Annotated in this window: 23 protein-coding genes, 1 pseudogene and 1 riboswitch; of the genes and pseudogenes, 7 read left to right on the plus strand and 17 right to left on the minus strand. The window is 51.5% G+C overall.

Translation table 11 applies throughout. The features are described 5' to 3' along the window. Position 1 precedes the first annotated feature (1 nt). Both GA565_RS18685 and GA565_RS18690 read left to right on the plus strand, forming a co-directional pair. A complete protein-coding gene (locus GA565_RS18685; protein WP_152200013.1) occupies positions 2-1,276 on the plus strand; it encodes an ABC transporter ATP-binding protein in 1,275 nt (424 codons plus the stop codon). Positions 1,277-1,696: 420 nt separating this feature from the next. Next, positions 1,697-1,774: pseudogene (locus GA565_RS18690) on the plus strand (phage tail protein I); the annotation flags it as partial. A 288-nt stretch (positions 1,775-2,062) separates the two neighbouring features. Here the strand turns inward: GA565_RS18690 and pbpG are convergent. The 4 genes from pbpG to GA565_RS18710 form a co-directional block, all read right to left on the minus strand. Then, positions 2,063-3,004 (minus strand): D-alanyl-D-alanine endopeptidase, encoded by a 942-nt coding sequence (pbpG, locus tag GA565_RS18695; RefSeq protein ID WP_193311935.1) that lies wholly within the window; start codon positions 3,002-3,004, stop codon positions 2,063-2,065. Between the two features lie 269 nt (positions 3,005-3,273). Further along, a complete protein-coding gene (locus tag GA565_RS18700) occupies positions 3,274-4,965 on the minus strand; it encodes a tannase/feruloyl esterase family alpha/beta hydrolase (protein ID WP_226950995.1) in 1,692 nt (563 codons plus the stop codon). Between the two features lie 342 nt (positions 4,966-5,307). Beyond that, positions 5,308-6,240, minus strand: a complete 933-nt coding sequence (gene dusC / locus GA565_RS18705) for a tRNA dihydrouridine(16) synthase DusC (protein WP_152200018.1) — start codon at positions 6,238-6,240, stop codon at positions 5,308-5,310. Positions 6,241-6,307: 67 nt separating this feature from the next. Next, entirely contained in the window at positions 6,308-7,744 is a 1,437-nt protein-coding gene (locus GA565_RS18710) for an MFS transporter (RefSeq protein ID WP_152200020.1), read from the minus strand. 125 nt (positions 7,745-7,869) lie between these two features. On the opposite strand from GA565_RS18710, the gene GA565_RS18715 reads away from it, so the two are divergent. Beyond that, on the plus strand, positions 7,870-8,520 hold the full coding sequence (locus tag GA565_RS18715; RefSeq protein WP_152200021.1) for a metalloregulator ArsR/SmtB family transcription factor: 651 nt from the start codon (positions 7,870-7,872) through the stop codon (positions 8,518-8,520). Positions 8,521-8,593: 73 nt separating this feature from the next. Here GA565_RS18715 and rhlE read toward each other — a convergent pair whose 3' ends face one another. Continuing rightward, positions 8,594-10,000 (minus strand): ATP-dependent RNA helicase RhlE, encoded by a 1,407-nt coding sequence (gene rhlE / locus GA565_RS18720; protein ID WP_152200023.1) that lies wholly within the window; start codon positions 9,998-10,000, stop codon positions 8,594-8,596. 391 nt (positions 10,001-10,391) lie between these two features. Between rhlE and GA565_RS18725 the strand changes: the two genes are divergently transcribed. Together GA565_RS18725 and GA565_RS18730 are read left to right on the plus strand one after the other, a co-directional pair. After that, a complete protein-coding gene (locus GA565_RS18725) occupies positions 10,392-11,513 on the plus strand; it encodes a trypsin-like serine protease (RefSeq protein WP_152200025.1) in 1,122 nt (373 codons plus the stop codon). A 347-nt stretch (positions 11,514-11,860) separates the two neighbouring features. After that, a complete protein-coding gene (locus tag GA565_RS18730; protein ID WP_055777516.1) occupies positions 11,861-13,063 on the plus strand; it encodes a multidrug efflux MFS transporter in 1,203 nt (400 codons plus the stop codon). Positions 13,064-13,134: 71 nt separating this feature from the next. Here the strand turns inward: GA565_RS18730 and GA565_RS18735 are convergent, their stop codons facing one another. From GA565_RS18735 to moaA, 6 genes are all read right to left on the minus strand, one after another. After that, positions 13,135-13,845, minus strand: coding sequence for a Bax inhibitor-1/YccA family protein (locus GA565_RS18735; RefSeq protein ID WP_055777513.1), 711 nt, complete (start codon positions 13,843-13,845; stop codon positions 13,135-13,137). A gap of 281 nt (positions 13,846-14,126) precedes the next feature. Next, the gene (gene moaE, locus GA565_RS18740) at positions 14,127-14,591 is read right to left on the minus strand and encodes a molybdopterin synthase catalytic subunit MoaE (protein WP_152201619.1); all 465 of its coding nucleotides are present in this window, start codon (positions 14,589-14,591) and stop codon (positions 14,127-14,129) included. Positions 14,592-14,594: 3 nt separating this feature from the next. Continuing rightward, positions 14,595-14,840 carry a molybdopterin synthase sulfur carrier subunit gene (gene moaD, locus GA565_RS18745; RefSeq protein ID WP_152200027.1) on the minus strand — a complete coding sequence of 82 codons (246 nt, stop codon included), beginning with the start codon at positions 14,838-14,840 and terminating at the stop codon, positions 14,595-14,597. Then, positions 14,837-15,316, minus strand: a complete 480-nt coding sequence (moaC, locus tag GA565_RS18750) for a cyclic pyranopterin monophosphate synthase MoaC (RefSeq protein WP_152200028.1) — start codon at positions 15,314-15,316, stop codon at positions 14,837-14,839. The genes moaD and moaC overlap by 4 nt, the downstream gene beginning before the upstream one ends. A gap of 9 nt (positions 15,317-15,325) precedes the next feature. Next, on the minus strand, positions 15,326-15,838 hold the full coding sequence (gene moaB, locus GA565_RS18755; protein WP_152200030.1) for a molybdenum cofactor biosynthesis protein B: 513 nt from the start codon (positions 15,836-15,838) through the stop codon (positions 15,326-15,328). Between the two features lie 19 nt (positions 15,839-15,857). After that, a complete protein-coding gene (gene moaA, locus GA565_RS18760; RefSeq protein ID WP_152200032.1) occupies positions 15,858-16,844 on the minus strand; it encodes a GTP 3',8-cyclase MoaA in 987 nt (328 codons plus the stop codon). Next, positions 16,837-17,002, minus strand: a riboswitch (molybdenum cofactor riboswitch). It overlaps the preceding gene by 8 nt. A 301-nt stretch (positions 17,003-17,303) precedes the next feature. On the opposite strand from moaA, the gene yvcK reads away from it, so the two are divergent. Beyond that, a complete protein-coding gene (gene yvcK, locus GA565_RS18765) occupies positions 17,304-18,218 on the plus strand; it encodes a uridine diphosphate-N-acetylglucosamine-binding protein YvcK (protein ID WP_152200034.1) in 915 nt (304 codons plus the stop codon). A gap of 1 nt (position 18,219) precedes the next feature. Here the strand turns inward: yvcK and GA565_RS24970 are convergent, their stop codons facing one another. After that, positions 18,220-18,615, minus strand: coding sequence for a VF530 family DNA-binding protein (locus GA565_RS24970; protein WP_152200036.1), 396 nt, complete (start codon positions 18,613-18,615; stop codon positions 18,220-18,222). 123 nt (positions 18,616-18,738) lie between these two features. Further along, positions 18,739-20,745, minus strand: a complete 2,007-nt coding sequence (gene uvrB, locus GA565_RS18775) for an excinuclease ABC subunit UvrB (protein ID WP_055777490.1) — start codon at positions 20,743-20,745, stop codon at positions 18,739-18,741. A gap of 1,096 nt (positions 20,746-21,841) precedes the next feature. On the opposite strand from uvrB, the gene GA565_RS18780 reads away from it, so the two are divergent. Further along, on the plus strand, positions 21,842-22,552 hold the full coding sequence (locus GA565_RS18780; protein WP_152201621.1) for an ABC transporter ATP-binding protein: 711 nt from the start codon (positions 21,842-21,844) through the stop codon (positions 22,550-22,552). Positions 22,553-22,573: 21 nt separating this feature from the next. Here GA565_RS18780 and bioD read toward each other — a convergent pair whose 3' ends face one another. The 4 genes from bioD to bioB are packed head-to-tail and all read right to left on the minus strand — an operon-like array spanning position 22,574 to position 26,250. After that, on the minus strand, positions 22,574-23,269 hold the full coding sequence (gene bioD / locus GA565_RS18785) for a dethiobiotin synthase (protein ID WP_152200037.1): 696 nt from the start codon (positions 23,267-23,269) through the stop codon (positions 22,574-22,576). 1 nt (position 23,270) lies between these two features. Next, a complete protein-coding gene (bioC, locus tag GA565_RS18790) occupies positions 23,271-24,053 on the minus strand; it encodes a malonyl-ACP O-methyltransferase BioC (protein ID WP_152200039.1) in 783 nt (260 codons plus the stop codon). Continuing rightward, a complete protein-coding gene (gene bioF / locus GA565_RS18795) occupies positions 24,025-25,188 on the minus strand; it encodes an 8-amino-7-oxononanoate synthase (RefSeq protein WP_152200041.1) in 1,164 nt (387 codons plus the stop codon). Before bioF ends, bioC begins: the two co-directional genes overlap by 29 nt. Positions 25,189-25,212: 24 nt before the next feature. Further along, positions 25,213-26,250 (minus strand): biotin synthase BioB, encoded by a 1,038-nt coding sequence (gene bioB / locus GA565_RS18800; RefSeq protein WP_152200043.1) that lies wholly within the window; start codon positions 26,248-26,250, stop codon positions 25,213-25,215. Positions 26,251-26,270: the final 20 nt, after the last annotated feature.

Below are 26,270 nucleotides of genomic sequence, written 5' to 3' on the forward strand. Positions count from 1 at the left end.
AGTGGGGCTGTCCACTTATTTCATCGGGTTAGCCGGTGAGAAAGTGGCCATGCTTCCAATGGAGTCATTTTACTACACGGGCCTGTTTTTCTTCGCTATCTTTATTGCCTATCTTCTCGGTTCTGCTTCGTTGTTCTATCGGGTTAAGCTCTCTAATGATTTGTGGGAGAAATACTATCAAAAGACGTTGATTGACATTTCAAAGGATCATTCAATTTCAACCGAAGAAAATAAAAGATCAACACAACTATGGTTAAGCGGTGAGGCTTTGAGCACGCTCGATGAAGCAGGCTTTGCCTTTATCGAAATTTTGGCAATATATTTTAATGTTATTTTTACCACAATTGCCCTTTTCGTTATCCTTGGCGCTGAATTGGCTGGCGTGATCGTTTTCTGCATGTGTCTGTCAGTGATACTGTTGTATGCATCAAAAGGTAAAATAGGACTCATAGCAAGCAGTATGCAGAATGAAAAATTAGTCGCATTACTTTCAATAGGAAAAATTTGGGATAATATTTTTTACGGTGATAAGAAATCATCGCAGTGGGCATTCGCATCTTCTAAAAAAAAGATAGATGTTTATTTCAAAAAAATAGAATCGTATAAAATATTAGAACAAATAATTTCTTGCGCTCCCATTCTTGTCTCAATTCCGCTTTTGGTCCTGTTTTCATACTATCAGGTGCTGAACAACTCTTTAGCCATTGGCGCGATGGTGGCTGTATTACCCAGGACGTTACAGCTTTTTCAAAATATCCATGCGGCAAGTATGAGTACGAGTCAAATTATGTTATTGAAAAATAAAATCCAAAAATTGGACGCTTTTTCATCAAGCCTTACTGGATATGATTATTTATCCAATATAGATAATGAAAAAGTTTCAGTCATTGAGGTAGCAAGCGGACGAATAATTAATGCACATGCCTTCATGGAGCTTGGCCTGGAAACAAAGAATACTACAGGCCGGTACCTGGTCTCAGGGAGTAATGGTGCTGGAAAGTCCTCACTTATTAAATATATAAAAAGCAAACATCCTGATGCACTATTTTTTGGTCCTAATATACAGGTTGGTAAAGATACTAACTCGGGGTCAACCGGCCAAAAACAGTTATATCAAATGGCGTCACTGTTAAACAGCGATTCGCGAATCATTCTCTTGGACGAATGGGACGCAAATCTGGACGAGTCAAACATGAAAAATATCGATAATATGTTATCTGCCTTAGCTGAAAATAATATCATTATCGAGATTCGTCATAAAAGAATGATTTCCTAGTGCGCGCCGGAAGTCGGCTATCAGTAAGGCTCGCCTCCAGTGGCAGGGATTGTCATTCCTTTCTCTCTGCTACAAATCACCCTACAGTTCTTGAATATATTTCACGGCCGCTGCCGGCACAAACACCCATAAAGCATCCACTCCAGTATTTCATCTTTGCGCCCCTCCCACCGCGCGACAGGCTGACGTTGAATCCCTCATGGCTTTTCTTTATCGCATCCGGGGTATAGCGATATGCCGGTAACTAACGTTATGACATTAAAACATATCCCAGTGTCATACCCTCAAATCATGTTATCTCTGTGTTAGCTCATCACCTATCTGTCATGTACATAATGACAATGACCTGCCGCCGACCTTGAGCTCGACAAAACGCAGGCGTCATTTTGCACCGCCTACGCGCTGACCATCGGGGCTTCGATGAGTAGCCGCCTGCTGCCCGTCGGTTCCTCCCCGCTGGAAGTTGCCGCAGCCGTTGCCTGCGCCGCGCTTGAAAACGATGAGGGGTGAGTAAAAAGTATTTTTTCAGACAGGGGCTATACTTGAACTAAGAATATCGTTGAATTAGCGTTCTTTATTCTGAGGCGTACCTACTTAAGGAGAGAATATGAAAATCATTTTATGGGCAATCGCCATTATCTTTATTGTCGGTCTGCTGACCATCACTGGCGTCTTCAAGCTTATATTTTAGGCCTCCGCGCGTTATTTAAATCAACAGTAACTCAATAGCCCATCCGCCGCGTCAAGCCGGATGGGCTATCAAATCAAATTAACCTGTTCTTCAAATCAATCAGTAGCTTGCTCTTCGCTTGGCTCAGTGCGCTGTTGATCTTTCTCTTTGCGATAAACTTTTGCAATTTGCGGCACCGGAGCACTTTTACCCGTTTCCATCCAGGTGCGTAAACGCGCCGCATCGGCAAAGGCCGTAAATTTGCCAAACGCGTCAAGCACCACCAGCGTAACCGGCTTACCGTTTATCACCGTGCGCATTGCCAGGCAGTGACCGGCTTCATCGGTATAGCCAGTCTTAGTCAGTTGAATGCTCCATTTGGAATTCATAATCAGATGATTGGTATTTCTAAACGGCAGCGCATAGGCAGGATGACTAAAGACGGCCGTTTTCTCCTGCGTAGTACTCAGCTCACCCATCAGCGGATACAGTCGCGACGCCATCAGCAACCGCGTTAAATCACGCGCGGTTGACACGTTATGAATTGAAAGGCCGGTGGGTTCAACATAATGGGTGTGAGTCATGCCCAATGCTTTAGCCTTAGCATTCATCGCACGAATAAATGCGTCATAGCCTCCCGGATAGTGCGCCGCCAAACTGGCCGCCGCGCGGTTTTCTGAAGACATCAGCGCCAGTTGGATCATCTGCCGACGGGTAATTTCACTGTTCACTTTTACACGGGAAAATACGCCGCGCATTTCAGGGGTGTTATGGATATCAACCGAGATCACTTCATCGAGGGGCTGCTTGGCATCCAGCGTCACCATGGCCGTCATCAATTTCGTCAGGGAGGCAATTGGCCTGACCTGATCCGGATCCCGGGAATAAATCACTTCATGGGTTTTAAGATCAACCACCATGGCGCTGCCGGAAGCAATTTGTACAAGAGGAGAGACAACCGGCTGAGACTTGCTGGCAGCCAAGGCGTCAACAGGCATTATCATGCTTGCATTCAGGGCTAAAAAGCTCAATACCAAAAGACGGATTTTCACATGCATTGCTCTGTATCTAAAAAGGTTGTCATTAATGGGGCGGCGAATACTGCTGGCGAATTATAAGGGAGGATAATCCTCCGCGCACTCTGATTTACGCGGAGGATTTGTGACAAATTCTGTCACAACTCTATTATGACTGCCTTATATTCTCTGGGGTTGCCGGTAAGTGAACACTTTCACAGCGACTGTTCAATACATCAACGGCATTGCCCGCAGAGATAAAGGCACTGGCTCGAATGGCGTGAGGCAGGTCGGGATTTTTGCTGATAATATCAGTCAGCAAAGCTATAGGGTTTAAACATACCCTCTCCCAGCCAGGGATAATTTTGAGGCACATTCGCCAGGCGCTTACGCATATAATTCTCCGCTTTTCTAACATCACTTTTACCCCTGTAAACCGCGTAATCCGGATACGGGAAAACCGGACGTGAGACGGCACCGTCGGCAATATATTCAAGCTTCATGTCCCCCTGCAGAGCCTTGGTGACCAATTTGCTCTTTTGCCCAGGCTCAACCTGATAAGAGACCACGCTGTCAGGGGCTTTACCTAGCTCAACCCAGTCAAGCATCGGCGATAAAAAATCAATCTGACTCGGGCCTTCACCGGTTGAGCAGTGATAGACACCGGGAAGCATATAAAGACGTTCAAATTTCTCACGGGTTACGGCGCCCATGGTCTGCGCCAGTGCCTGATGATAAGCCAGCGAGTTGAGCGGTGAAATGCTGGGATCGGCCCAGCCGTGCCATAGAATCAGCTTACCGCCAGCAGCATAAAACGGCTGCAAGTTGGAATTGGTTGCATCATAAAGCGGGTGCAGACGGGTTAAGTCGGCCAGCGTTTGTTTGTTAAATTTCAAGTCTTTAAGCGTATAGCTGGCAGGGGGATTCTTTTCAAAATTCAGATACTTCAAGGTCGAAAGTGCCACCGCCTGACTGTAGTTAAGGTCGCCAGTCTTTTTCGGCACAAACAGGCCCGCCCAGGCAAGCTCAGAACCCGGCAAGGGGCCACCTGGCGTCAACAGCAACCCACTATTACTGTCGCGCGGACCCGCGTAGATTTTGCGCAACGTGCTGATTTGCTCTTCCGACAGGCAGTCCAACCCCGCAATATTATCGGCGGACAAGTCGGCACAGCTTAAAACCGAGGGATCAAAATGACAGTTTTGCGGGTCGGAAATCAGCCCGTCTTTCTGACCGTCCTCTGCGTCGCACCGTTCCAGCACCGCCTGATGAATCATCGGCAGTTGTCTGGCGGTAATAATTGCGTTACCGCTGGCGTCGGTGTTGGAGACCGCGTTCCAGCCGTGATCAAGCGCCTTGTGCACCTGAAAAGTGGTGACCGGCGCACCCGCAATAATCCCGTTGAAGTCGTTGGGATAGCGCTGCGCTTCGACCAGGGCCTCACGTCCGCCGTCCGAGCATCCGCTAAAGTAGGCGTAAGCAGCGGCGCGCCCATAGTAAGCCGAGATCAGTTTTTTAGTCGCAACGCTGGTGAGATGCACGCTGCGGTAAGCAAAGTCGCGCCTTTTCTGCGGGTCCTTACCAAAATCCGCCTCGCCGGTGACGTGCCCCATGTCCGTCGCCGCAATGACAAAACCGCTATTGTTAAGCGGAGTACAGCCCGCTGCGCCGTCAAGCTGTAGCTGAACGCGGCCACAAAGTCCGCCGCAGCCAAGCTGCAGATAGCGTTGCCCCCAGTTATTGATGGGCAGCAGCACCGTAAAATTAATAGTCGGCTTAAGTAGCCCTTTGACTTCGCAGAAAACGTCGCCTTTCACCACTTCACGCACCGACATCACTTTACTGCCTGCGCCACCTATTGAGGATAAATCAACGTCCGCCAGCTCGGCACAGTCCGTTATCGGAGGCACGACCGCGAGCGCACGACCGGGACCGCTGAAAGGGGGCGTCGCAGCCTGCCCATAGGGGATTAACGCGGTGAATAACAGTATGAGGAGGGACAAAAACCTCCACCCTCGAGGGAGTATTGTGCTGATAGTCAAAGCTCATCTCTTGATTTAATTGCAATAATCATCATTTATAGCAGCAAAATTTGCCGCAGCGATAATATCAAAAATGCATGTCGTAACCTGCCGCTGTACATATTCCCTCAACCACAATCGGCATGCGACTTTTTCATTCCATTATTTCAAAAAGATGACGACGGCAAACTGTCACCCTCCTTCCTGAAACTCATCGATAAATTAGGCAAAGTAGGATCCGCAGTAAATACGCCTGATGATGTTCATCGGACGTATTTTAAACGTAAGGAGAGAATTCCTGAAACCACAGGGAGAGGGTCTTATTTACAAGGCTTGTATCGCCAGGGCAATATCTTTAGACGTATTTAGCGTGCGGACCTGCGTAAAGACTTCCGTGGCCTCCTGATACTCTTTACGTAAATAACCCAGCCACTGCTTGATGCGCGCCACGTGATATAAACCGGTGTCGCCCTGTTTTTCCAGATAGGTATATTTTTTTAGTAGTTCAATCACCTGCGGCCACGGCATTTTCGGGTCATTATATTTCACCACGCGGCTGAGATTCGGCACGTTAAGCGCGCCGCGTCCGATCATAACTGAGTCACACCCCGTCACCTGCATGCACCGCTGCGCACTGGCGTGATCCCATATTTCGCCGTTGGCAATCACCGGAATACTTAAGCGCTGGCGAATCTCACTGATTGCCTGCCAGTTGATGCGATCGGCCTTGTAACCGTCCTCTTTGGTACGGCCATGCACGGTAAGTTCCGTGGCACCGGCCTGCTGTACCGCATCGGCGATTTCCAGCGTTTGCGCCAGCGAGTCCCAGCCCAGACGAATTTTTACCGTGACCGGTAAATCTGCCGGTACGGCCTCGCGCATGGCCTTCGCCCCGAGATAGATAAGCTCGGGGTCTTTTAACAACGTGGCCCCCCCCCCGCTGCCGTTCACCGTTTTAGAGGGGCAACCACAGTTAAGATCCACACCGTAAGACCCCAGTTCAACCGCACGAGCGGCGTTCTCGGCCAGCCACTGCGGATACTGGCCCAGTAACTGCACTCTCACCGGCGTTCCCGAAGGCGTACGACTCTGATTATGCAGTTCAGGACAGAGGCGATAAAACGATTTTACCGGCAGCAGTAGATCGACCACGCGCAAGAATTCGGTGATACAGAGGTCGTAATCGTTCACTTCGCTGAGAAGTTCGCGCACCAGAGGATCCAGTACGCCTTCCATCGGAGCCAGTAATACTCGCATAGCCGTTCAACCCTTAAAAAAGACGCGCAATAATACGGGCGAACGGCTCGCCAAGGCAATGGGCGACTTACTTATAGTTCAGGCTTTCTGCCGGTTGCCTGACCGATTTTGAGCGCGTTGCCCTGCGCGAACTGATAATGGCCATGAGTGGCGCGAGTAAAAACACCATAAACAACCAGAATGCAGCGTGACTGGCTCTTTCTGGGCCGCCAGTCGCATTGATGCCCGACAGGTTGGCGACCGTGCCCGCCAGCGCCGTCCCCATTGCCGCAGCAAAAGACTGCACCACGCTAATTGAAGCGCCGGCCTTTTCCTTATCTTCCGGATCGGCCTGTTGCAATACGCGAGTTAATAAATGTGGCCAACCAAGCCCGGTAGCAAATCCTAACACCACCAATCCCAGCACGATTCCACTCATATGTAACCACGGTTCGCCCAATACCAGCGGCATTGAAAAAAGCAGGCACAGTAGGCTAAATAGCATCAGCACCGGCCCGGCCTTAATGGCGGCGCTGGCCCGTTTTCCGGTCCAGGCGGCACTCCACATCTCACTTAGCGTCCACCCGGCAGCGGCGGCGGCGGTAATGTATCCCGCCAATAACGGGGATTGCCCGTGTAAGTGCTGCAGGAAATAAGGCACGTAAATTTCGCACCCCATGCCAATCATCAATAGTGCCATGGTTAAAAACAGCGCACTGAGCGGAGAAGACAAAGAAAGCGCATTACGCGGTAACAGCCTTATCTGTGAGGTAAACTCTCTTTTTCGTAACCAGAGAATAAGCAACGAGGCCAATACGATGCCCAAGATATTGACCCAAGCATGCTCTGACAGGCTGCCCGCAGAAATGGCTAACACCGCGCTGGCCAATAACACCAGCTGTAAACGCGGTAACGGTTCGGCTACCGGCGCCTTCTCCTGCCTGGCGGGAAGGCTTTTCCATACCAGCAGCGCAAACAGCATCGTGATCGGCAGCAGCAGGCCAAAAGCATAGCGCCAGGCGTGAAGCTCGGCGAATACGCCACCGACCGCCGGCCCCACCAGCGTGGCTACCCCCCACATCGCCGAAATCAGCGCCATCGCTCGCGGCCACAACGCCTCACTGAATACCAGATTGATCATCGCATAGGAGAGTGCAAACAGAAATCCGCCTCCAAGTCCCTGCACCGCCCTGCCTAACAGTAAAACAGGCATCGAAGGGGCCACAGTGCAGATAGCAGCGCCGAACATAAAAATGGCGGTAGCGGACAAATAGGCTTTGCGCGGCCCACATTTGCTAAGCAGGCGAGCCGACAGGGCCGATCCCATAATGGCGCTGACCACAAAAAGCGTAGTGTTCCAGGCATACCAGGCCATGCCGCCGATATCCTGCACTACCGAAGGCAAAATCGTGATCACGATATAGCTGTTGGTCGCATACAGCGCTACGCCTCCGCTCAGAGTAATCGCGCTACCTCGGTTTTCTGCCGTAAACAAACCGCCCCATCCACTGTGATTATCTGACATTACTGGCATCCCATTTATTGACCCGACACAACGAGATTGAACTCCCGGCGTGATTGGTTTACATTAAAACAAGCTTTCTCTTGGAATAATAATTCCTGCCATAATCTAGGACCCGACGTCACAATATGTCAAGTAAAGACTTGGAAAATTCACAAGGCGCTAAACAAAGCGTCGCCGAACGGTTGCTGATGCTGCTGAAAACTCGCGGTGAGCTGCAGGCCAGCGACGCCGGAAAAATTCTGGGCACCACTGGCGAAGCCATGCGCCAGCAGTTTGTTAAATTGGCCAAAGAGGGATTGGTTGAAAGTAAAGCCATTACCCAGGGCGTCGGCAGACCAGTCCAATATTGGTTGCTGACGGCAGAAGGCCACGCGCGCTTCCCTGACAGTCATGCTGATTTAACCGTGCAATTACTGAGAATGATCCGCTCATCGCTGGGTGAAGACGCGCTGGATAAGCTTATCACTACCCGCGAAACCGAGACGCTGCAACACTACCAAATTGCTATGCAGGGCGCAGATTCGCTGGAAGAGAGGCTGAGTCGCCTGGCGGCAATCCGCACCCGTGAAGGCTATATGGCCGATTGGGAGAAGCAGGAGGATGACAGCTATTTACTGGTTGAAAATCACTGCCCAATTTGCGCGGCGGCGTCCACCTGTCAGGGCTTTTGTCGGGCAGAACGCGAAGTGTTTAGTAAAACGCTGGACGCTCACGTAGAACGCACTGAGCATATTCTGCAGGGTGCTCGGCGCTGTGCTTATCGCATCTGGTTATAGCTGATGAAAGGCAAAAAAAAAGCCCTCTGAGACAGAGGGCTTGATAGATATGATTCCGCGAGACGAGGCGTTATTACTCGCCTGAAGACCTGCGGCCACCGGCTGCGCCTGTACGACGCTGACCTGCGTGAGCAGCCCCGCCCTGACGTGGACGTGATGGACGGCTTTCGCCTGACCCATTACCGCCATTGCCAGCGCTGCCGCCGTTACCACTGCGTTGACCGTTGCCGCCCTGACGTGGTGCGCCAGAACGTTGTCCGCCGCCGCCCTGGCGTGGTGCACCACGACCGCCGCCACCGCTGCCCTGACGACCATTAACGATCGGCTCAGCTTTGATAGACGGGTCTGGCTCATAGCCAGGCAACGCAATACGAGGGATCTCGCGCTTGAGCAAACGCTCAATGTCGCGCAGCAGTTTGTGTTCGTCTACGCACACCAGTGAAATCGCTTCACCGGTAGATTCTGCACGACCGGTACGACCGATGCGGTGCACGTAATCCTCAGGCACGTTTGGCAGTTCATAGTTAACAACGTGCGGCAACTGGTCGATATCCAGACCGCGCGCGGCGATGTCAGTGGCGACCAGCACCCGAATTCCACCGGCCTTAAAATCGGCCAATGCGCGAGTACGTGCGCCCTGGCTTTTGTTGCCGTGAATAGCCGCGGCAGTAATGCCATCTTTATTAAGCAGCTCGGCCAAATGGTTGGCGCCGTGCTTGGTGCGGGTGAAGACCAACACTTGCTGCCAGTTACCGGTACCAATCATCTGCGAAAGCAGTTCTCTTTTACGACGTTTGTCAACGAAGTGAACGCTTTGCTCGATTTGGGTAGAGGCGGTATTACGACGCGCCACTTCAACAGAAGCAGGATTGGTCAGCAATTTGCTCGCCAGCCCTTTGATTTCGTCAGAGAAGGTCGCAGAGAACAGCAGGTTCTGACGTTTGGCTGGCAGCTTGGCCAATACACGACGGATGTCGTGAATAAAGCCCATATCCAGCATGCGGTCAGCTTCATCCAGAACCAAAATTTGTACTTGTGATAAATCAACCGCTCTCTGGTGTTCCAGATCCAGCAATCGACCCGGCGTTGCCACCAGAATATCGACGCCGCCGCGCAGTTTCATCATTTGTGGATTAATGCTCACGCCACCAAACACCACCAGCGAACGCAGGCTCAAGTGTTTGCTGTAAGCCGTGACGTTTTCACCGATCTGAGCCGCCAGTTCGCGGGTTGGCGTGAGGATCAGAGCACGAACCGGACGACGTCCTTGAATCGGAACGCTGGTGTTGAGGAGCAATTGCAAAACAGGCAGGGTAAAACCGGCGGTCTTACCCGTACCGGTTTGAGCGCTGGCCATCAAATCACGGCCCTGCAGCACAACAGGTATTGCCTGCTGCTGTATAGGCGTAGGTGTGTTATAGCCCTGCTCTTCAACAGCACGCAGAATGTCGGCACTCAGGCCGAGAGAATCAAATGACATATAGGGAAAAACTCCAGTCCACTCTAACCCGAACAGGTTCGGTGCAGTTTCAAGAATGGATGATCAGACGAGGCAAATGAGGCATTACCACGAGGATTCGGCACAAACTGCAGTGCGCCAGTTGTGGATATTCTAACAGATATCACAGCAAGACGCGCATTTATATGATTCAAGCTGTAAATGAGTGCGTGTATGCCGGACAAAAGTCTCAATGATTGGAGAGACAGAGAGACACAAAATCCCCCCTCTTATTTCTATCTTCTCAACCCCTTGAGAACATTCCCCTTTATTAAAAGAGATATCTTATTCAGATCAAGGCCATTCCGAAAAAAAATATGTCAATGTGTAACTGGAAGTTACATTGCAATTCAAACACATAAAAGGAATTTAAATGAAAATAAGACATTTTTTAGGTGCTGCCATCAGTCTGGCTTTATTAAGCTCCGCTTCCTCAGCTATAGCGGGAAATATTGATACAAAAATTCTTAAAGGCGAAGAAGCGGCTCCCGGTGAGTTCCCTGCTTTTGTCGCGATCATCACCAATGATAAGGCTGAGATATCACCCAATAGCCACACATGTGGCGGCGTAATGGTGAATAAAGATTGGCTCCTTACGGCAGCGCATTGCGTTGATAAAATGGATGCGGATAGGTATGAAGCACTGATAGGTTTAGAGCAGTACTGGCCTAAATCTGTTTATAAAGAAAGTGCCGAGTTCGAAAAAGTCGTTATTCATCCTGATTATGACGGCATGGGTCAAAATGATATCGCTTTAGTTAAGCTCGCTCACAGCGCTAAAACGAACAGTTTTGGCAAATTTAACGGCATCGATGACAACGTCAAGCTTCCCGTCGGTACTGCCCTCACCGCGATTGGCTTCGGTGCAACCCACAACTCCATTACCTCTAACAAGCTGATGAAAACAGAGGGGGCTATTTTTGCTAATCATTTCTGCATAGATAAACCAGAAGGTTACCCGGATACCAACTTTAATCCGGCAAATAATTTATGCATCGGCAACCCGGATGATGCTTCGCAAGGAACCACCGGTAAAGGCGACTCTGGCGGCCCATGGATGTTTTTAAACAGCCAGGGTGATTATATTGTCTCGGGATTAATGTCACGCGGACTATGGCAGGTGGGACAAGTAACAAAAGTGTCGGCTCATGCTGATTGGATTAAAAAAACCCTCTCGGCTGACAGTCAGGCAGACCAGGCACCAGATGCAAAGATAAGCACAACCTCTAAGCAAATTGATCCCACCTTTTGGGTCTCTCTCAGTGGTGCAAACTCAACTTCTCCTGAAGGGATTTCGCCACAGGGATTTAACTATAAGTGGAAAGTTCTCACTAATATCAAGAAGGTTCAAATATCGAACCATGAAGGGGTTTCAACCCGCGTTCGCCTCATTAAGCCTGCCAGCAAGAATTTTAAAGTAAAAATTCAGCTGACCGTTACCGATCCGAAAGGCCGTGAAACGATCACTGTTACAGAATTGAAAGCGGTTAAATAAAGTCCCCGGGCGTTGGTGAAAAAACCTATCACCAACGCTACTCGCCCTAATTTTGGCCGATGCGCCATAATATGCACCCGGCCAAAAGCATCATCTTATTCCTGATAGCCCTAATACCTTATGTTCTAAAAATCTTATGCAAAACCCTCCTTAAACAAAGTGGCAATTTATATCCCCAACTTATCCAAAAAACGATACTTTGTGCCGCCAAATTGCCTAAGCTTGCTATAGCATCGTTAATTAACCCATGCTTAACGTGTTACCACTTTTTGTCATTCTCATAAAACTTTAGCTTGCTATGATTACGGAGGTTAACTATTTCATTCATAAGGCAACGCCGTAATAAAATGGAAACGTGGAAACTTAATTTAATCTCCGTCTGGCTGGGCTGTTTCTTTACCGGTCTGGCGATGAGTGAAATCCTGCCTTTTCTGCCTCTGTACGTTGAGCAACTTGGTGTTCACGACCACGAAGCGCTAAGCATCTGGTCAGGCGTGGTGTTCAGCGGCACGTTTCTGGTTTCAGCCTGCGTTGCTCCACTTTGGGGAAGCTTGGCCGACCGCAAAGGTCGCAAACTGATGCTGCTGCGCGCTGCTCTTGGCATGGCCATTGTCATGGTACTGCAGGGCTTCGCGCAAAACGTCTGGCAGCTGTTTATTCTTAGAACACTGATGGGGCTAACGTCGGGTTACATTCCCAACGCGATGGCGCTGGTTGCGTCACAGGTTCCACGCGAGAAAAGCGGTTGGGCCTTGGGCACGCTCTCAACCGGACAGGTTGCCGGGGTTATTATCGGCCCGCTGCTCGGTGGATTTATGGCCGATACGCTTGGCCTGCGCACCGTCTTTTATGTCACCGGTGGCCTGCTGTTCATCAGTTTCCTGATAACATTATTCCTCATTAAAGAGCGCGTAGTGCCGGTTACCAAGGCCAATCGCCTCAGCGGCAAAGCGGTGTTTACGACGCTGCCATATCCGATGCTGATTATCAGCCTGTTTGTCACCACTATGATGATTCAGTTGGCAAACGGTTCTATCAGCCCAATCCTCACCCTGTTTATTCGCAACCTTTCGGACAACACCCATAATATTGCCTTTATCAGCGGCGTAATTGCGGCAGTGCCGGGCGTTTCTGCACTGCTGGCAGCGCCCAAGCTTGGCAAGCTCGGTGACCGCATTGGCGCGCATCGGGTGCTTATCGTCGCGCTGGTATTTTGCTTCGTGCTGTTCTGTTTGATGGCCACTATCAGCACGCCGGTTCAATTAGGCATCTTGCGCTTTTTACTGGGATTCGGCGATGGCGCCTTGATGCCCGCGGTGCAGGCTTTGCTGGTTAAATACAGCAGCGAACAGGTCACAGGACGCATCTTTGGCTATAACCAGTCGTTTATGTATTTGGGCAACGTTGCAGGTCCACTGATTGGTTCCGGCGTCTCCGCTGCACTGGGTTTCCGCTGGGTATTTTTAGTGACTGCAATCTTGGTATTGATGAATGCGGCACAGATTTGGTGGAGTTTTAGAAAGATACCGACCGGCGTGCGAGTTAAATAATTAAGGGAAATCAATAAAAAAGGGAGCCGTGAGATTTTACTCACAGCTCCCTTTTTAGTCTTTTTAACTGCTTATCTTCTGTTGCCAAAAATACGCAACAGCATTAGGAACAGGTTGATGAAATCAAGATAAAGCGTTAATGCACCGACGATGGAGTATTTACGGAAGTTATCTTTATCATTGACTGACAGCTGCTCACCCATGTTTTTCAGCTTCTGCGTGTCATACGCCGTCAGGCCAACAAACACCACTACGCCGATGTAAGTCACCGCCCACATCAAGGCCGAGCTTTTCAACCAGATATTGACCACCGATGCTAGCACAATGCCAATCAGCGCCATGAACAGCAGGCTACCCATGCGGCTTAAGTCGCGTTTAGTGGTGTAACCAAACACGCTCATTGCACCAAACATCCCGCCTGCAACCAAGAAGGTAGCGGCAATCGATGAACCGGTATAAACGATAAAAATACTCGAAATCGTCAGTCCGGTCAGGGCCGAGTAAAGCATAAACAGCCCGGTGGCAACGGTGCCGCTCAGACGATTCACCATGCCTGAAATAACAAATACCAACGCGAGCTGGAGAATAATCAAACCGAAAAAGGTTATCTGGCTTGAGAAAATAAATCCGAGGATCTGCGGTGAGCGCGAGGCATACCAGGCGACGAAAGCGGTCAACAGCAGACCACAGGTCATCCAGCCATACACCTGCGCCATATAGGCCTGAATACCGCTGTTGGCGCGTTCAACGATGGAACCATTAGTGCGTGGATATCGATCCATGATGCTTACCTCTTACATGGAGGACAAAAACAAGGCTGAGATTGCAGCCTACCAGTAATCTAAGCCTATCATAAAAACCCACCGCTGCGCGTTACACCAGTGACCAGTAAACAATTGGTTTACAAAAGCGCACGAACGCAGCCAACGCCGCGACAGTGCCTGGCCCCATTAGCTCCTCAACGTCATAGGTGATGTAGCAAGGCGGCAAGAGAGTCAGTCCCGATGAGCTGACACAAGTCAGTGATTCGGGCGCACGAACGCAGCCAACGCCGCGACAGTGCCTAGGACGAAGAGGACCAGCGCTTGGCGGCAGCCTGATCCGTCTCTCGGGACTCCACCCAGCGGTCGCCCTGCTCGGTGGCCTCGCGTTTCCAGAAAGGAGCGCGAGTTTTCAGGTAGTCCATGATGAATTCTGTGGCGTCGAACGCCATGCCGCGATGGGCGCTGGTGACGCCAACGAACACGATTTCATCACCGGGAAACAGCGCGCCGATACGGTGATAAACACACACTCGCTGCAGCGGCCAGCGTTGACGGGCTTCTTCAACAATGTCGGCCAGCGCCTTTTCGGTCATGCCGGGATAGTGCTCTAGCGTCAGGGCACTGACATTGTCGCCAAGATTATGATTTCGCACCTTGCCGGTAAACGTCACTACCGCACCGTCGGCATCGGACTGCGCTAACCACTGGTACTCGTCACCGACGCTAAAAGGCGCAGCATTGACCACGATACGCGTTGCTTGCATCATTCAGCCTCCGGTTACCGGCGGAAAAAACGCCACTTCATCGCCGTCTTTAATGACGTGGGTCACGTCAACCAACGTCTGATTCACCGCCACCAGCAGTTTGCCAGATTCAAGCGCCAGCGCCCAACGGTCACCACGCTGGCACAGCGCCTGGCGCAATGCATCTACGCTGTCGAATTCTGCGGGCAACTGCAGGCTACCGGTACCTATCAGTTCACGAACCTGAGCAAAAAACAAAACCTCAATCATGACTCCACCTTGAAGTCGCCGGACTTCCCACCGCTTTTCTCCAGCAGGCGGATCGGGCCTAGTACCATGTCTTTCTGCACCGCTTTACACATGTCATAAATGGTCAATGCCGCCACGGAAGCGGCCGTGAGTGCCTCCATTTCGACGCCAGTTTTACCACTGAGGCGGCAGAGGCTTTCGATTCGCACGCGACTGAACTCAGGCTGTGCCTCAAGCTTCACTTCGACCTTGGTGAGCAACAGCGGATGACACAGTGGGATCAGATCCCAGGTCTTTTTGGCGGCCTGAATACCGGCAATACGCGCCGTGGCAAACACATCACCTTTATGGTGGTCGCCTTTAACAATCATCGCCAGCGTGCTGGCAGCCATTGAAACATAGGCTTCAGCACGCGCTTCACGAACGGTTTCTGCTTTAGCGGAAACGTCCACCATGTGGGCCTCACCGGAGGCATTGATATGCGTCAGACTAGACATAGTTTTGTTTTACTTTCTTACGTGAGGAATAAAGTTGCAGGGGCGGTTTCGCGCATCAAGCTGTGAAGAAATGATCTGCTCCCAAGCCATTGTGCAGGCATTGGTCGACCCAGGTATGGCAAAAATAACGGTTTGATTCGCCATGCCGGCCAGCGCGCGTGACTGAATAGTCGCCGTGCCGATGTCCTCATAGGAGAGCATGCGGAACAGTTCTCCAAAGCCTTCTATTTCGCGGTCAAACAACGGTTTTAATGCTTCAGGCGTGTTGTCACCGGCAGTAAATCCAGTGCCGCCGTTGATAATCACTGCACCAATTCGCTCGTCGGCTATCCACTGCGACACGACGGCGCGGATCTTATAGAGGTTATCTTTTATGATTTCTCGCGCAACGACGTGGTGACCCGCTTCCGTTGCGGCCTCATTAAGGTGGTCACCGGAGCTGTCGTCAGCCTCGGTGCGACTGTCGGAAACGGTAAGTATAGCTATCGAAAGCGCCTGAAAATCGCCACTGGCTTTGCTCATAATGTTTTCCCTTTGGCGATTAGCCGCCAATAAATGAGAGATTCTGCGTGATGCCGGTATTGCCCTGATGCAGGAAATGGGTCTGTTTTTTGGTGCTCAATCCGCCCTGAATGCGTTCCATGAGCGCGTCCTGCTGCAGGTCATCGGCCAGCAGATCACGTAAAGGAATACCCTGCTCACCAAACAGGCACAGATGCAGATTACCGACAGCCGATACGCGCAGCCGGTTACAGGTGGCGCAAAAATCTTTCTCGTAAGGCATGATCAAACCGATTTCGCCTACGTAGTCAGGATGACTGAATACCTGAGCCGGGCCGTCACTGCGGCTGCGGCCCTGCAGCGTCCAGCCTTGCTGTACCAGCTGATTGCGAATTACCTGTCCAGAAACGTGATGTTTGCGGAATAAATCACCGCCGTCACCCGTTTCCATGAGTTCGATAAAGCGTAGCTGAATTGGCCGATCTTTGATCCAGTTTAGAAAGGTGTGCAGGCTGGTGTGGTTGACATCGCGCATCAGTACGGCGTTGACTTTCACTTTTTCGAAACCCGCTTCGAAAGCAGCGTCAATTCCGTTCATCACTTCACGAAATTTGTCCTGACCGGTGATGGCGTGGAACTGACGGGCATCAAGACTGTCAACACTCACATTGATGGCGGTAAGTCCGGCGTCACGCCAGGTATTGACGTCACGCGCTAAACGATAACCATTGGTGGTGACCGCCAGATGGCGAACCTGAGGATTTTCACGCACGGCAGCGATTATCTCGCTGAAATCGCGGCGCAGTGAGGGTTCACCACCGGTCAGACGTACTTTTTCAGTGCCAAGATTGGCAAACGCGCGGCTCACCCGACGGATTTCGTCGAGTGAAAGAAAACTTTTGTTGTTGTGACCCTGAGGTTTATAGCCGTCTGGCAGGCAATACGTGCAACGGAAATTGCACACGTCAGTGATCGACAGGCGCAAGTAATAGAACTTGCGCGCAAATGCGTCAGTTAGTTGTGGCACCTTGTTAACACCTTTCCAAATACGGGAGATGCGGGCATTTCTACCCTGCACCCTGGTGACGGAGCGTCACGGCCAAGGCACCTTATTGATTGATTTGCGACGCAAACGACGCAGTGGACAAACAACTTAGGCACCAAGGCTAGGAGTTCAATTCTTCAGACTGACAGCGTCTTAAAGAACGCGGTTGAGCCATATTGTAACGCCGTAAAAAGCCATACGCCAAGCGGGTTATTCGCTATGTAATTGGTTATACAGCGATTTTATTACCTGGCTGAAATAAAAACACCTATTAAATCAAGTGCATTTTGCAACCGCTCTGATAAGTACGAAAGATAACAAGTTAATAGAAAAATTAGGTAAAATTGTTTCAGAAAATTTTATGCTATCGATACCGCTCAAACTCACCGCCGTTTAAGCGTAGAGACGCACAGGAGTGTTAATGCCGGACGAAGGGGAATTATGCGTAACAGGGCGTTGAGTGACTTGGATAGAGTTGTAGCACTGGGCGGCGGTCACGGACTGGGGCGCGTAATGTCGTCACTTTCTTCGCTGGGCTCACGCCTGACCGGCATTGTTACCACGACCGATAACGGCGGTTCAACGGGGCGAATTCGCCGATCGGTAGGTGGCATTGCCTGGGGAGATATGCGCAACTGTCTTAATCAGCTGATCACTGAGCCCAGTGTGGCCTCGGCGATGTTTGAATATCGCTTTAGCGGCAGCGGCGAGCTTGACGGGCACAATCTGGGCAATCTTATTCTGCGCGCACTAGACAGCCTCAGCGTACGTCCGCTTGAGGCAATGAACCTGGTGCGCAGCTTGTTAAAGGTTGATGCCGAGCTGATCCCGATGTCGGAGGATCCTGTCGATCTGGCAGCTATCGATCACCACGGCAATCTGATTCATGGCGAAGTCAATGTCGATCAGATGCTTAAGGTGCCGCAGCAGTTGATGCTTGAACCTGAGGTCGACACCACGCGGGAAGCCTTAGAGGCTATCGCCGAAGCGGATTTAATTATTATTGGTCCTGGCAGCTTTTTCACCAGCCTGATGCCACTGCTGCTGCTCAAAGACTTGGCGACTGAGCTGCGCCGCAGCCGTGCGCATATTGTGTACATCAGCAATCTTGGCAAAGAGCTTAGCGTGGCGGCCGCGTCGTTGAGCCTGCAAGACAAACTCAACATGATTGAAAAGCAGATTGGCCGTTCTGCTATCAGCGCGGCCATCGTAGGGCCTGGTGTTTATTTGGGTGAAGCGGCCAGCCGCTTAATTATTCAGGGTCCACTTGAGGCGCAGGACGTTCCCTATCGCCACGACAGAGAACTGCTAAGGCTGGCGCTGGAAGAGGCATTACAACGCATAGGTCAAGCTTGAATCAGCCCTTTTCAGCGTCGTTTTTCTTCAGCATGGGATGATTATTCCACGGGCTGTCAGCGGCCGGCTTGGCGGTGCTGACCTTCTTGCCCGCCACACCTTTGGCTGGCGAAGAAGCATTGTCCGCTGAAGGTCCGGTGCGCCGTTTGCCTTTGCGGCTCATATCTGGCTTCAACAACCCCTCGACAAAATCAAGATACAGCGTCTCGACCTCGGTGCGCGCCCACGGCGTGCGCCTTAAAAACTTGAGGCTGGACTTGATGCTCGGATCACTCTTGAAGCAGTTGATGTTCACTTGCCCCGCCAACGTTAGCCAGCCAAAATTTTCCACCAAAACGGTGAGCAGTTTTTCCAGCGTAACGCCGTGGAGGGGATCTTTTGGTTTAATGTCGGTCATTAGCAGCGGCCACAGATAAAGTCAGGGCGCGAAGTTTATCACTTCTGGCAGCAATGCAATACCCTATAGATTTCGCGCTGAATGAGGGCAGCCAACGCCCCCACAGCGTGAAAGTGAGGGTATTTAAGACAATGCGATAAATTGGTCTCTGAGAGCGTGTAACTCATCGCGAGTATTGGCCGCATCTTCAAACTCGAGATTCTGCGCGTGCTGATACATTTTGGCCTCCAGCTCGCGAATACGCTGCTCCAGCGCTTTTGGCGTAAGCGTTTTGAAGGTTGCGGCCGCCTGTGCTTCGCGCATCTCTTTGTTCTTTTTAAATTTCGGCTGACCCAGTTGCAGTATATCGCCGATTTTCTTGTTCAGGCCCTGCGGTGTGATGCCTCTTTCCAGATTATATGCTTCCTGCTTGGCGCGACGGCGCTCAGTTTCTTCAATCGCCCTCGCCATCGATTTGGTAATTTTGTCGCCGTACAGAATGGCTTTGCCGTTGAGATTTCGCGCCGCACGACCAATGGTCTGAATAAGTGAACGCTCCGAACGCAGGAATCCCTCTTTATCGGCGTCCAGAATCGCCACCAGCGATACCTCAGGCATGTCGAGACCTTCTCGCAGCAGGTTGATCCCCACCAGCACGTCAAACTCGCCCAGACGCAGGTCACGGATGATTTCAACGCGCTCCACGGTGTCGATATCGGAGTGCAGATAGCGCACCTTTTCGCCGTGTTCGGTGAGGTATTCTGTGAGGTCTTCTGCCATACGCTTGGTCAGCGTAGTCACCAGCACACGTTCATTGACCGCAACACGTTTGCGGATCTCTGAAAGAAGGTCATCAACCTGTGTTCCCACCGGACGCACTTCAATCAGCGGATCGAGCAGGCCGGTCGGACGTACAACTTGTTCAACAATATCGCCGCCGGACTTTTCAAGCTCGTAATTGCCGGGCGTCGCGGAAACGTAAATGCTCTGCGGCGCGGAAGCTTCAAATTCTTCAAAGCGCATTGGGCGGTTGTCCAGCGCGGACGGCAGTCTAAAACCGTACTCCACCAGCGTTTCTTTACGCGAGCGGTCACCTTTGTACATGCCACCAATTTGCGGGATGGTGACGTGTGATTCATCGACGATCAGCAGGCCGTCGGCCGGTAAATAGTCAAACAGGGTCGGCGGTGGCATGCCTTCGCCACGCCCGGAAAGATAGCGTGAATAGTTTTCGATCCCCGAGCAATAGCCCAGCTCATTCATCATTTCCAGATCAAACTGGGTACGCTGACTGATACGCTGCTCTTCCAGCAGTTTATTATTGGCCAGCAGGTTTTTGCGACGATCGGCCAGTTCAACTTTGATCTCTTCCATCGCCTGCACAATACGCTCACGCGGGGTGACGTAGTGCGTTTTCGGGTAAATGGTAAAGCGCGGCACTTCAGTAGAAATTTGGCCGGTTAAAGGGTCAAACAGCGAGAGCCGTTCCACCTCTTGGTCAAACAGCTCAATGCGCAACGCCAAGTCATCAGACTCGGCAGGGAAGACATCGATCACTTCACCACGCACGCGGAAAGTACTGCGCTGAAACGCCTGATCGTTACGGGCATACTGCAGTTCAGCCAGTCGGCGAAGAATGGCGCGCTGGTCAATGATCATGCCCTTGGTCAGGTGCAGCATCATTTTAAGATACAGATCAGGATCACCCAGACCGTAGATAGCAGACACTGACGCGACCACGATAACGTCTTTACGTTCAAGCAATGCCTTGGTGGCGGAAAGACGCATTTGCTCGATATGTTCGTTTACCGAGGCATCTTTTTCGATAAAGGTGTCGGAGCTCGGCACATAGGCTTCGGGCTGATAGTAGTCGTAATAAGAGACAAAATATTCAACTGCATTCTCGGGAAAGAACTCTTTCATTTCGCCGTAGAGCTGCGCGGCCAGCGTTTTATTAGGCGCCAGCACCATGGTTGGGCGATTTAAATCGGCAATCACGTTGGCAACGGTAAAGGTTTTGCCCGAACCGGTTACGCCAAGCAATGTCTGATGCGCCAGACCGTTTTCCAACCCTTCTTCCAGGCGACGAATAGCCTCAGGCTGATCGCCCGAAGGTTTGAAATCGGAATGTAATTTGAAAACTTTGCTCATTGCGGGCTACCTGAGATGAGAACGTGCGAGACCGGTGAGGAGGATCAGTATGGAAGACTCTTCCGTCTTGTCAAACTCAACGATACTTTGCTATATATAATACTGGATATAAACACAGCTTCAAGCGGTGATTTTATCGCCGGGGTGCACACTGCCCTTTTTAGGGCAATTGCGGGCAGGGATTTTCCCCACCAAATGACATTTATCCCCAGATTCTGTCACGAATTAACTTTTTCAAGTTGGCCTGCTGAATATTTACACAATATTGACAACCCGTCCGAGGCCCTATTGATTTTAATTAAGTTATTGATAATTAATCATTCTATCAAAAAGTAGAGAATGCGGACAAACTAAGCTCAACCCGCGCCCTGACTCGCACGCAGCAACTTTTAGGTCGCTCATGCACAAGGTTATCCACAGGAATGGTGGATAAGTCTCAGCACGCCGCTTGGGCTGTGCGTTGACAAAAATGTACATTTTCCTCAATGCACTTCGTTTGACGTTTTTTTAGTTATTTTTTTACACTTTTATTTCTTTATTTATTCGGATTTAACCTAGAAAACGCCGATCTTTTAGATTGCAAAATTGATATGTGCATTCGAGCGGGACTTTTCTGCTCCTGACCCTTTCAGACTTGCACCAAAATTTCCGTTCTCGGCACTGGCAAAGTGCACCTTAATATTGCCCCCTCTGCGTAAACATTAAATTAAGTTATGCATTAAGGCATTTCAGCCCTGCCGCGGCCTCGCGCAGCCTCAATCCCTACTCTTTAAGAGTTATCTTTTTAAACTTGGCCCAAGAGTTGCAACATTAGTTAAACAGATTACCTTTACAGATTATCTGCGAGTGACACGAAACAAACTAATTCTCTCTTTTTTTAGCAACAGTGAATGCTTTTAAGGCAAACAAACGTCAGTTTTAGCCGTTTACCACTGCGGGATAGCCGTTTATCACTTGTTAATGCTGTTTAAATGCGAGACTTAAACGGAATTTAATCCTGTATTAGCAGACTAACGGCATCATAAAAATGTCAGAAATATGACAGGGGTCGTCAATGATGTTTTCAACGGAAAGCCGGATAAGTGAGGAACAACTGATGCTAAGTGTAAAAGCGATTAACCAATACTATGGTCAAAATCATACCCTATGGGATATCAATCTCGAGCTGTATCGCGGTCAGTGTAATAGCCTGATAGGCCGTAACGGCGTAGGTAAAACGACACTGATCAACTGTATTATGGGCCATTTGCCGGTAAAAAGTGGCTCAATGATCTGGCAGTCCGCCAATGAAGAGCCGCAGAACCTGCTGATGCTGCCGGTGGAAACCCGCGCGCAAATGGGGATCGGCTATGTGCCGCAGGGGCGACAGATTTTCTCGCAGATGAGCGTTGATGAAAACCTGCAGATTGCCATGATGGCGGGCCGCAACAAAACTCGCCGCGTCCCGTCGCAGGTTTATGATCTGTTTCCGTCACTGAAACAGATGGGGTCGCTCAAAGCCGGTGAACTGGACGAAAGCAAGCAGCAGCAGCTGGCTATCAGCCGTGCGCTGGTGCAAGAGCCTGAGCTGCTGATTCTTGATGAACCAACCGAGCACATCAGTGAAGCTATGGAAGCCAATATGGGTAACATTATCCATCGCCTCAACCGCGACCTCGGGCTGACGCTGCTGCTGGTCGGGCATAAACTGCCGTTTATTCGCAGCGTGGCCGACCGTTTCTGCCTGCTGGACGGCGGTCGCAACGTGGCACAGGGCACGCTTGCCGAGCTGGACGACAATCTGGTAAAAACCTATCTCACGGTTTAACAGCCAGAGACTGGCTCATCCTTACGACAGAAGACAGTCGAGCGTCAGGAAACGGCCATGGTCGGTAAACTGACTACCTTGAAGATACGGGATCTCGCCTAATAATGGCGCGGGCAGCATACGTTTTAACGTTGCGAGATAAGCCTGATGATGCTTCCCCGTCTCCTCAACGTCATTAGCAATCCATCCTGCCAGCCTGAGTCCACTTTGCAAAACCGCCTGCGCGGTCAATACAGCATGGTTGATGCAGCCCAAACGCATTCCCACCACTAAAATCACCGGCAGTTGCTCTTCAAGGACCCAGTCAGCAAAAGTTTGCCGGGCATTTAACGGCGTAAACCACCCCCCCGCCCCTTCAACCACCACCCAATCGGCCAAGGGTTCAAGCGCGCGCAGTCCCTGAGATAACGTCTTCAGGTCGATAGGTCGCCCTTCTAGCTCGCTGACGATGTGCGGTGACGTTGGCTCAATAAAGGTGCATGGGTTGACCTGCGCATAGGTTAGCGGCACTGAGCTGTTGGCTTGCAAAGCCAGCGCATCACTGTTGCGCGGTCCGTGCTCGGTGATTTCACTGCCTGAGGCCACCGGTTTGTATCCGGCTGCGGTTAATCCTGCTGTCGCAGCAGCCTGCAAAAAGGCACAGGTTGCCACGGTTTTACCGACTTCGGTGTCGGTGCCGGTGATGAACCAGCGCTTTTTGGACCTGACTACGTGCATTTTACTCTTCTTCACAGTGGATAAGTCCGTACACCAGACGGTATGTCAGTGGCAGTTGACCGTCCTGTCGAACATAGTTTTTATCCAGGCTCGCCAAACGCTCGCGCCCCCCAAGCCCGCCCAAACGGCCGCCTTTAATGTGCGTGGCACCAATGCCCTTCAGTGAGCGCAGCAGGCTCATCACGTCCGGAAAAAGCGCGGTATGTTGACTGAACTCAACGTGATGAGTGAACGGCGCGCAGGCTTCGGCAATTTTGTCCGGCGTCAGAAATTTGTTGACGTGAGGTCGGCCATCGACTCTCATCCAAGCCTGCGACAGCTCCAGCAGCGAACCTTCGGCCAGCGTTGAAAACAACACAATACCGCCCGGTCGCGTCACGCGCACCAGCTCCTGCAACGCGCGCGGCAGCGCATTGCACCACTGTACTGCCAGGTTGCTAAAGCTTAAGTCGACTGAGTTATCGGCAAGCGGCAAACGCTCGATGTCACCCGGCAGATAGTGGTCGGCAGAATGCAGTTCGCGTGCGCGTTGCAACATGCCCTCGGAGAGGTCCAGCGCGGTCACATTTTTACCTTTCTCACGCCAGCGGCGACTGAAATAGCCGGTGCCGCATCCCGCATCCAGAACTTGACCGCCTAGCGTCGCGCCTTGTGCATCGGCCAACGCCATCAGCGTTTCACCGGTTTGACGCTGCAGCTCGGCGGCGCCTTCGTAACTGTAGGCCGCACGGCTGAACGCATCGGCGACCGCTTTTTTATTCACTAATTCGGTGACTGCACCCATTCAGGGTCTCCAGCAAAATATCAATATCTTCAGGCTGATGGGCAGCCGTAATCGTCAATCGCAGCCGTGCGCTGCCCGGAGGCACTGTAGGTGGACGAATGGCGCTTACCCACAGCCCCTGCTCGCGCAGCCGCTGCGCCAACGTCAACGCCGACTGATTATCGCCAACGATCAGCGGCTGAATCGCGCCCGATGACGTCGTCAGTCTCAATCCTATCTGCCCGGCGCCCGCCCTAAAACGGGCAACGTTGGCCGCCAGTTTATCACGCAGGTCATCAGCTTGCTGAATACATGTCAGCGCAGCTTGCAGTGCACAGACCTGTGCAGCGGGCATAGCGGTGCTATAAATCAGATGACGGGCGAACTGTAGCAGATAATCTGCGGTGGCCTCGTCACACAATACGGCGGCGCCGCTGCAGCCAAACGCTTTACCAAAGGTCAGCACCAACAGTTCAGGCTGGATACCTTGCTGCCAGCAACTACCGCGGCCCTTTTCGCCCACAACACCGACACCGTGCGCATCGTCAACCATCAGCCAACCGCCATATTCTCGCGTTAAACGGTGAAGTTCGGCCAGAGGCGCGGCGTCTCCGTCCATGCTGAACACGCCTTCGGTGACAACCAGCGCCTCACCCGCAGTCGGGTTTTCAAGCAGACGACGCAGTGATTCAGGTTGATTATGTGCAAATCTTCGCAGCTGGGCCGGTGAGTGCACCGCCGCTTCCAGCAACGAGGCGTGGCTGAGTTTGTCGGCCAAAATTCTGTCTTCCGCCTGCATCATGGCGGCCAACACCGCCTGATTGGCGGCAAAGCCAGAAATAAACAGCAGCGCACGCGGATAACCCTGCCACTCGGCCAGTTGCGCTTCAAACTGCTGATGCGTGGCTGAAAATCCGGTCACGTGGCCGGAACCGCCGCTGCCCACGCCAAAACGCGTTGCCCCCTGCTGCCAGGCGGCAACCAGGTGGGCATGCTGCGAAAGCCCAAGATAATCATTACCCGAAAAGTTCAGATAACGACAGCCGTCGTGCACCAGCCAGCGACCGTTGCCGCCGGCATTGGGCTGGCGCTGGCGGAAAGCGCTGGCCTGCCGGCGTTGGTCTAACGCGCTTTCAATGCGTGCATTCCATGACATGTCGGTTACACCGCCGCGCTCGTTTTATACCGCAGCATTATAAAATTGCTCACTGTCGGCATGCATCAGTTGAGCACCCAGCACTTGCTGTTGCTCTTCGTCGCCCATTTCGGTAGCAAAATTTTGCGGGTTAAGCCCGAGCTTGCCAAACAGAATCAGGTCCTTGTCTTCGGCAGGATTTGGCGTAGTCAGCAATTTGCAGCCGTAGAAAATAGAGTTGGCACCGGCCATAAAGCACATGGCCTGCGTTTGTTCACTCATCTGCTCGCGACCGGCAGAAAGGCGCACATAGGAGCGCGGCATCATGATGCGTGCGACGGCAATAGTGCGAATGAAATCAAAGGGATCAACATCGTCATTATCGGCAAGCGGCGTGCCCTTTACCTTGACCAGCATATTGATAGGCACACTCTCAGGCGGCACCGGCAGGTTAGCGAGCTGCATCAGCAAACCGGCACGGTCCTTCACTGTTTCACCCAGCCCGACAATACCGCCGGAGCACACTTTTATGCCCGCGCCACGTACTTCCTGCAGCGTATCGAGCCTTTCCTGATAACTGCGGGTGGTGATGATGCTGCCGTAAAACTCGGGTGAGGTGTCGAGATTATGATTATAAAAATCCAGACCCGCGGTGGCCAAACGCTGCGCCTGCGTGGTATTGAGCGTGCCCAGCGTCATGCAGGTTTCCATACCCAGCTCTTTCACGCCCTGCACCATTTTCTCAAGATACGGCATATCGCGGTCATGAGGATTTTTCCACGCCGCCCCCATGCAGAATCGCGTTGAACCTGCCGCTTTGGCCTGACGCGCCGATTCCAGCACCTGCGCAACTTCCATCAGTTTTTCGGTCTCGAGACCGGTTTTATACCGCGAGCTTTGTGGACAATATTTGCAGTCCTCGGGACAAGCACCGGTTTTAATCGACAGCAGCGTGCTGACCTGTACCTGACGCGGGTCAAAATGTTGACGATGCAGCTGCTGGGCTTCAAACATCAGTTCCAGAAACGGTTTTTCGAATAGCGCTTTCGTTTGCTCATAGGTCCAAAGGGTGCGGGCTGTCATAAGACATCTCCAAAAGTAAT

The sequence above is a fragment of the Rouxiella sp. S1S-2 genome (genome assembly GCF_009208105.1).
Classification (GTDB): Bacteria; Pseudomonadota; Gammaproteobacteria; order Enterobacterales; family Enterobacteriaceae; genus Rouxiella.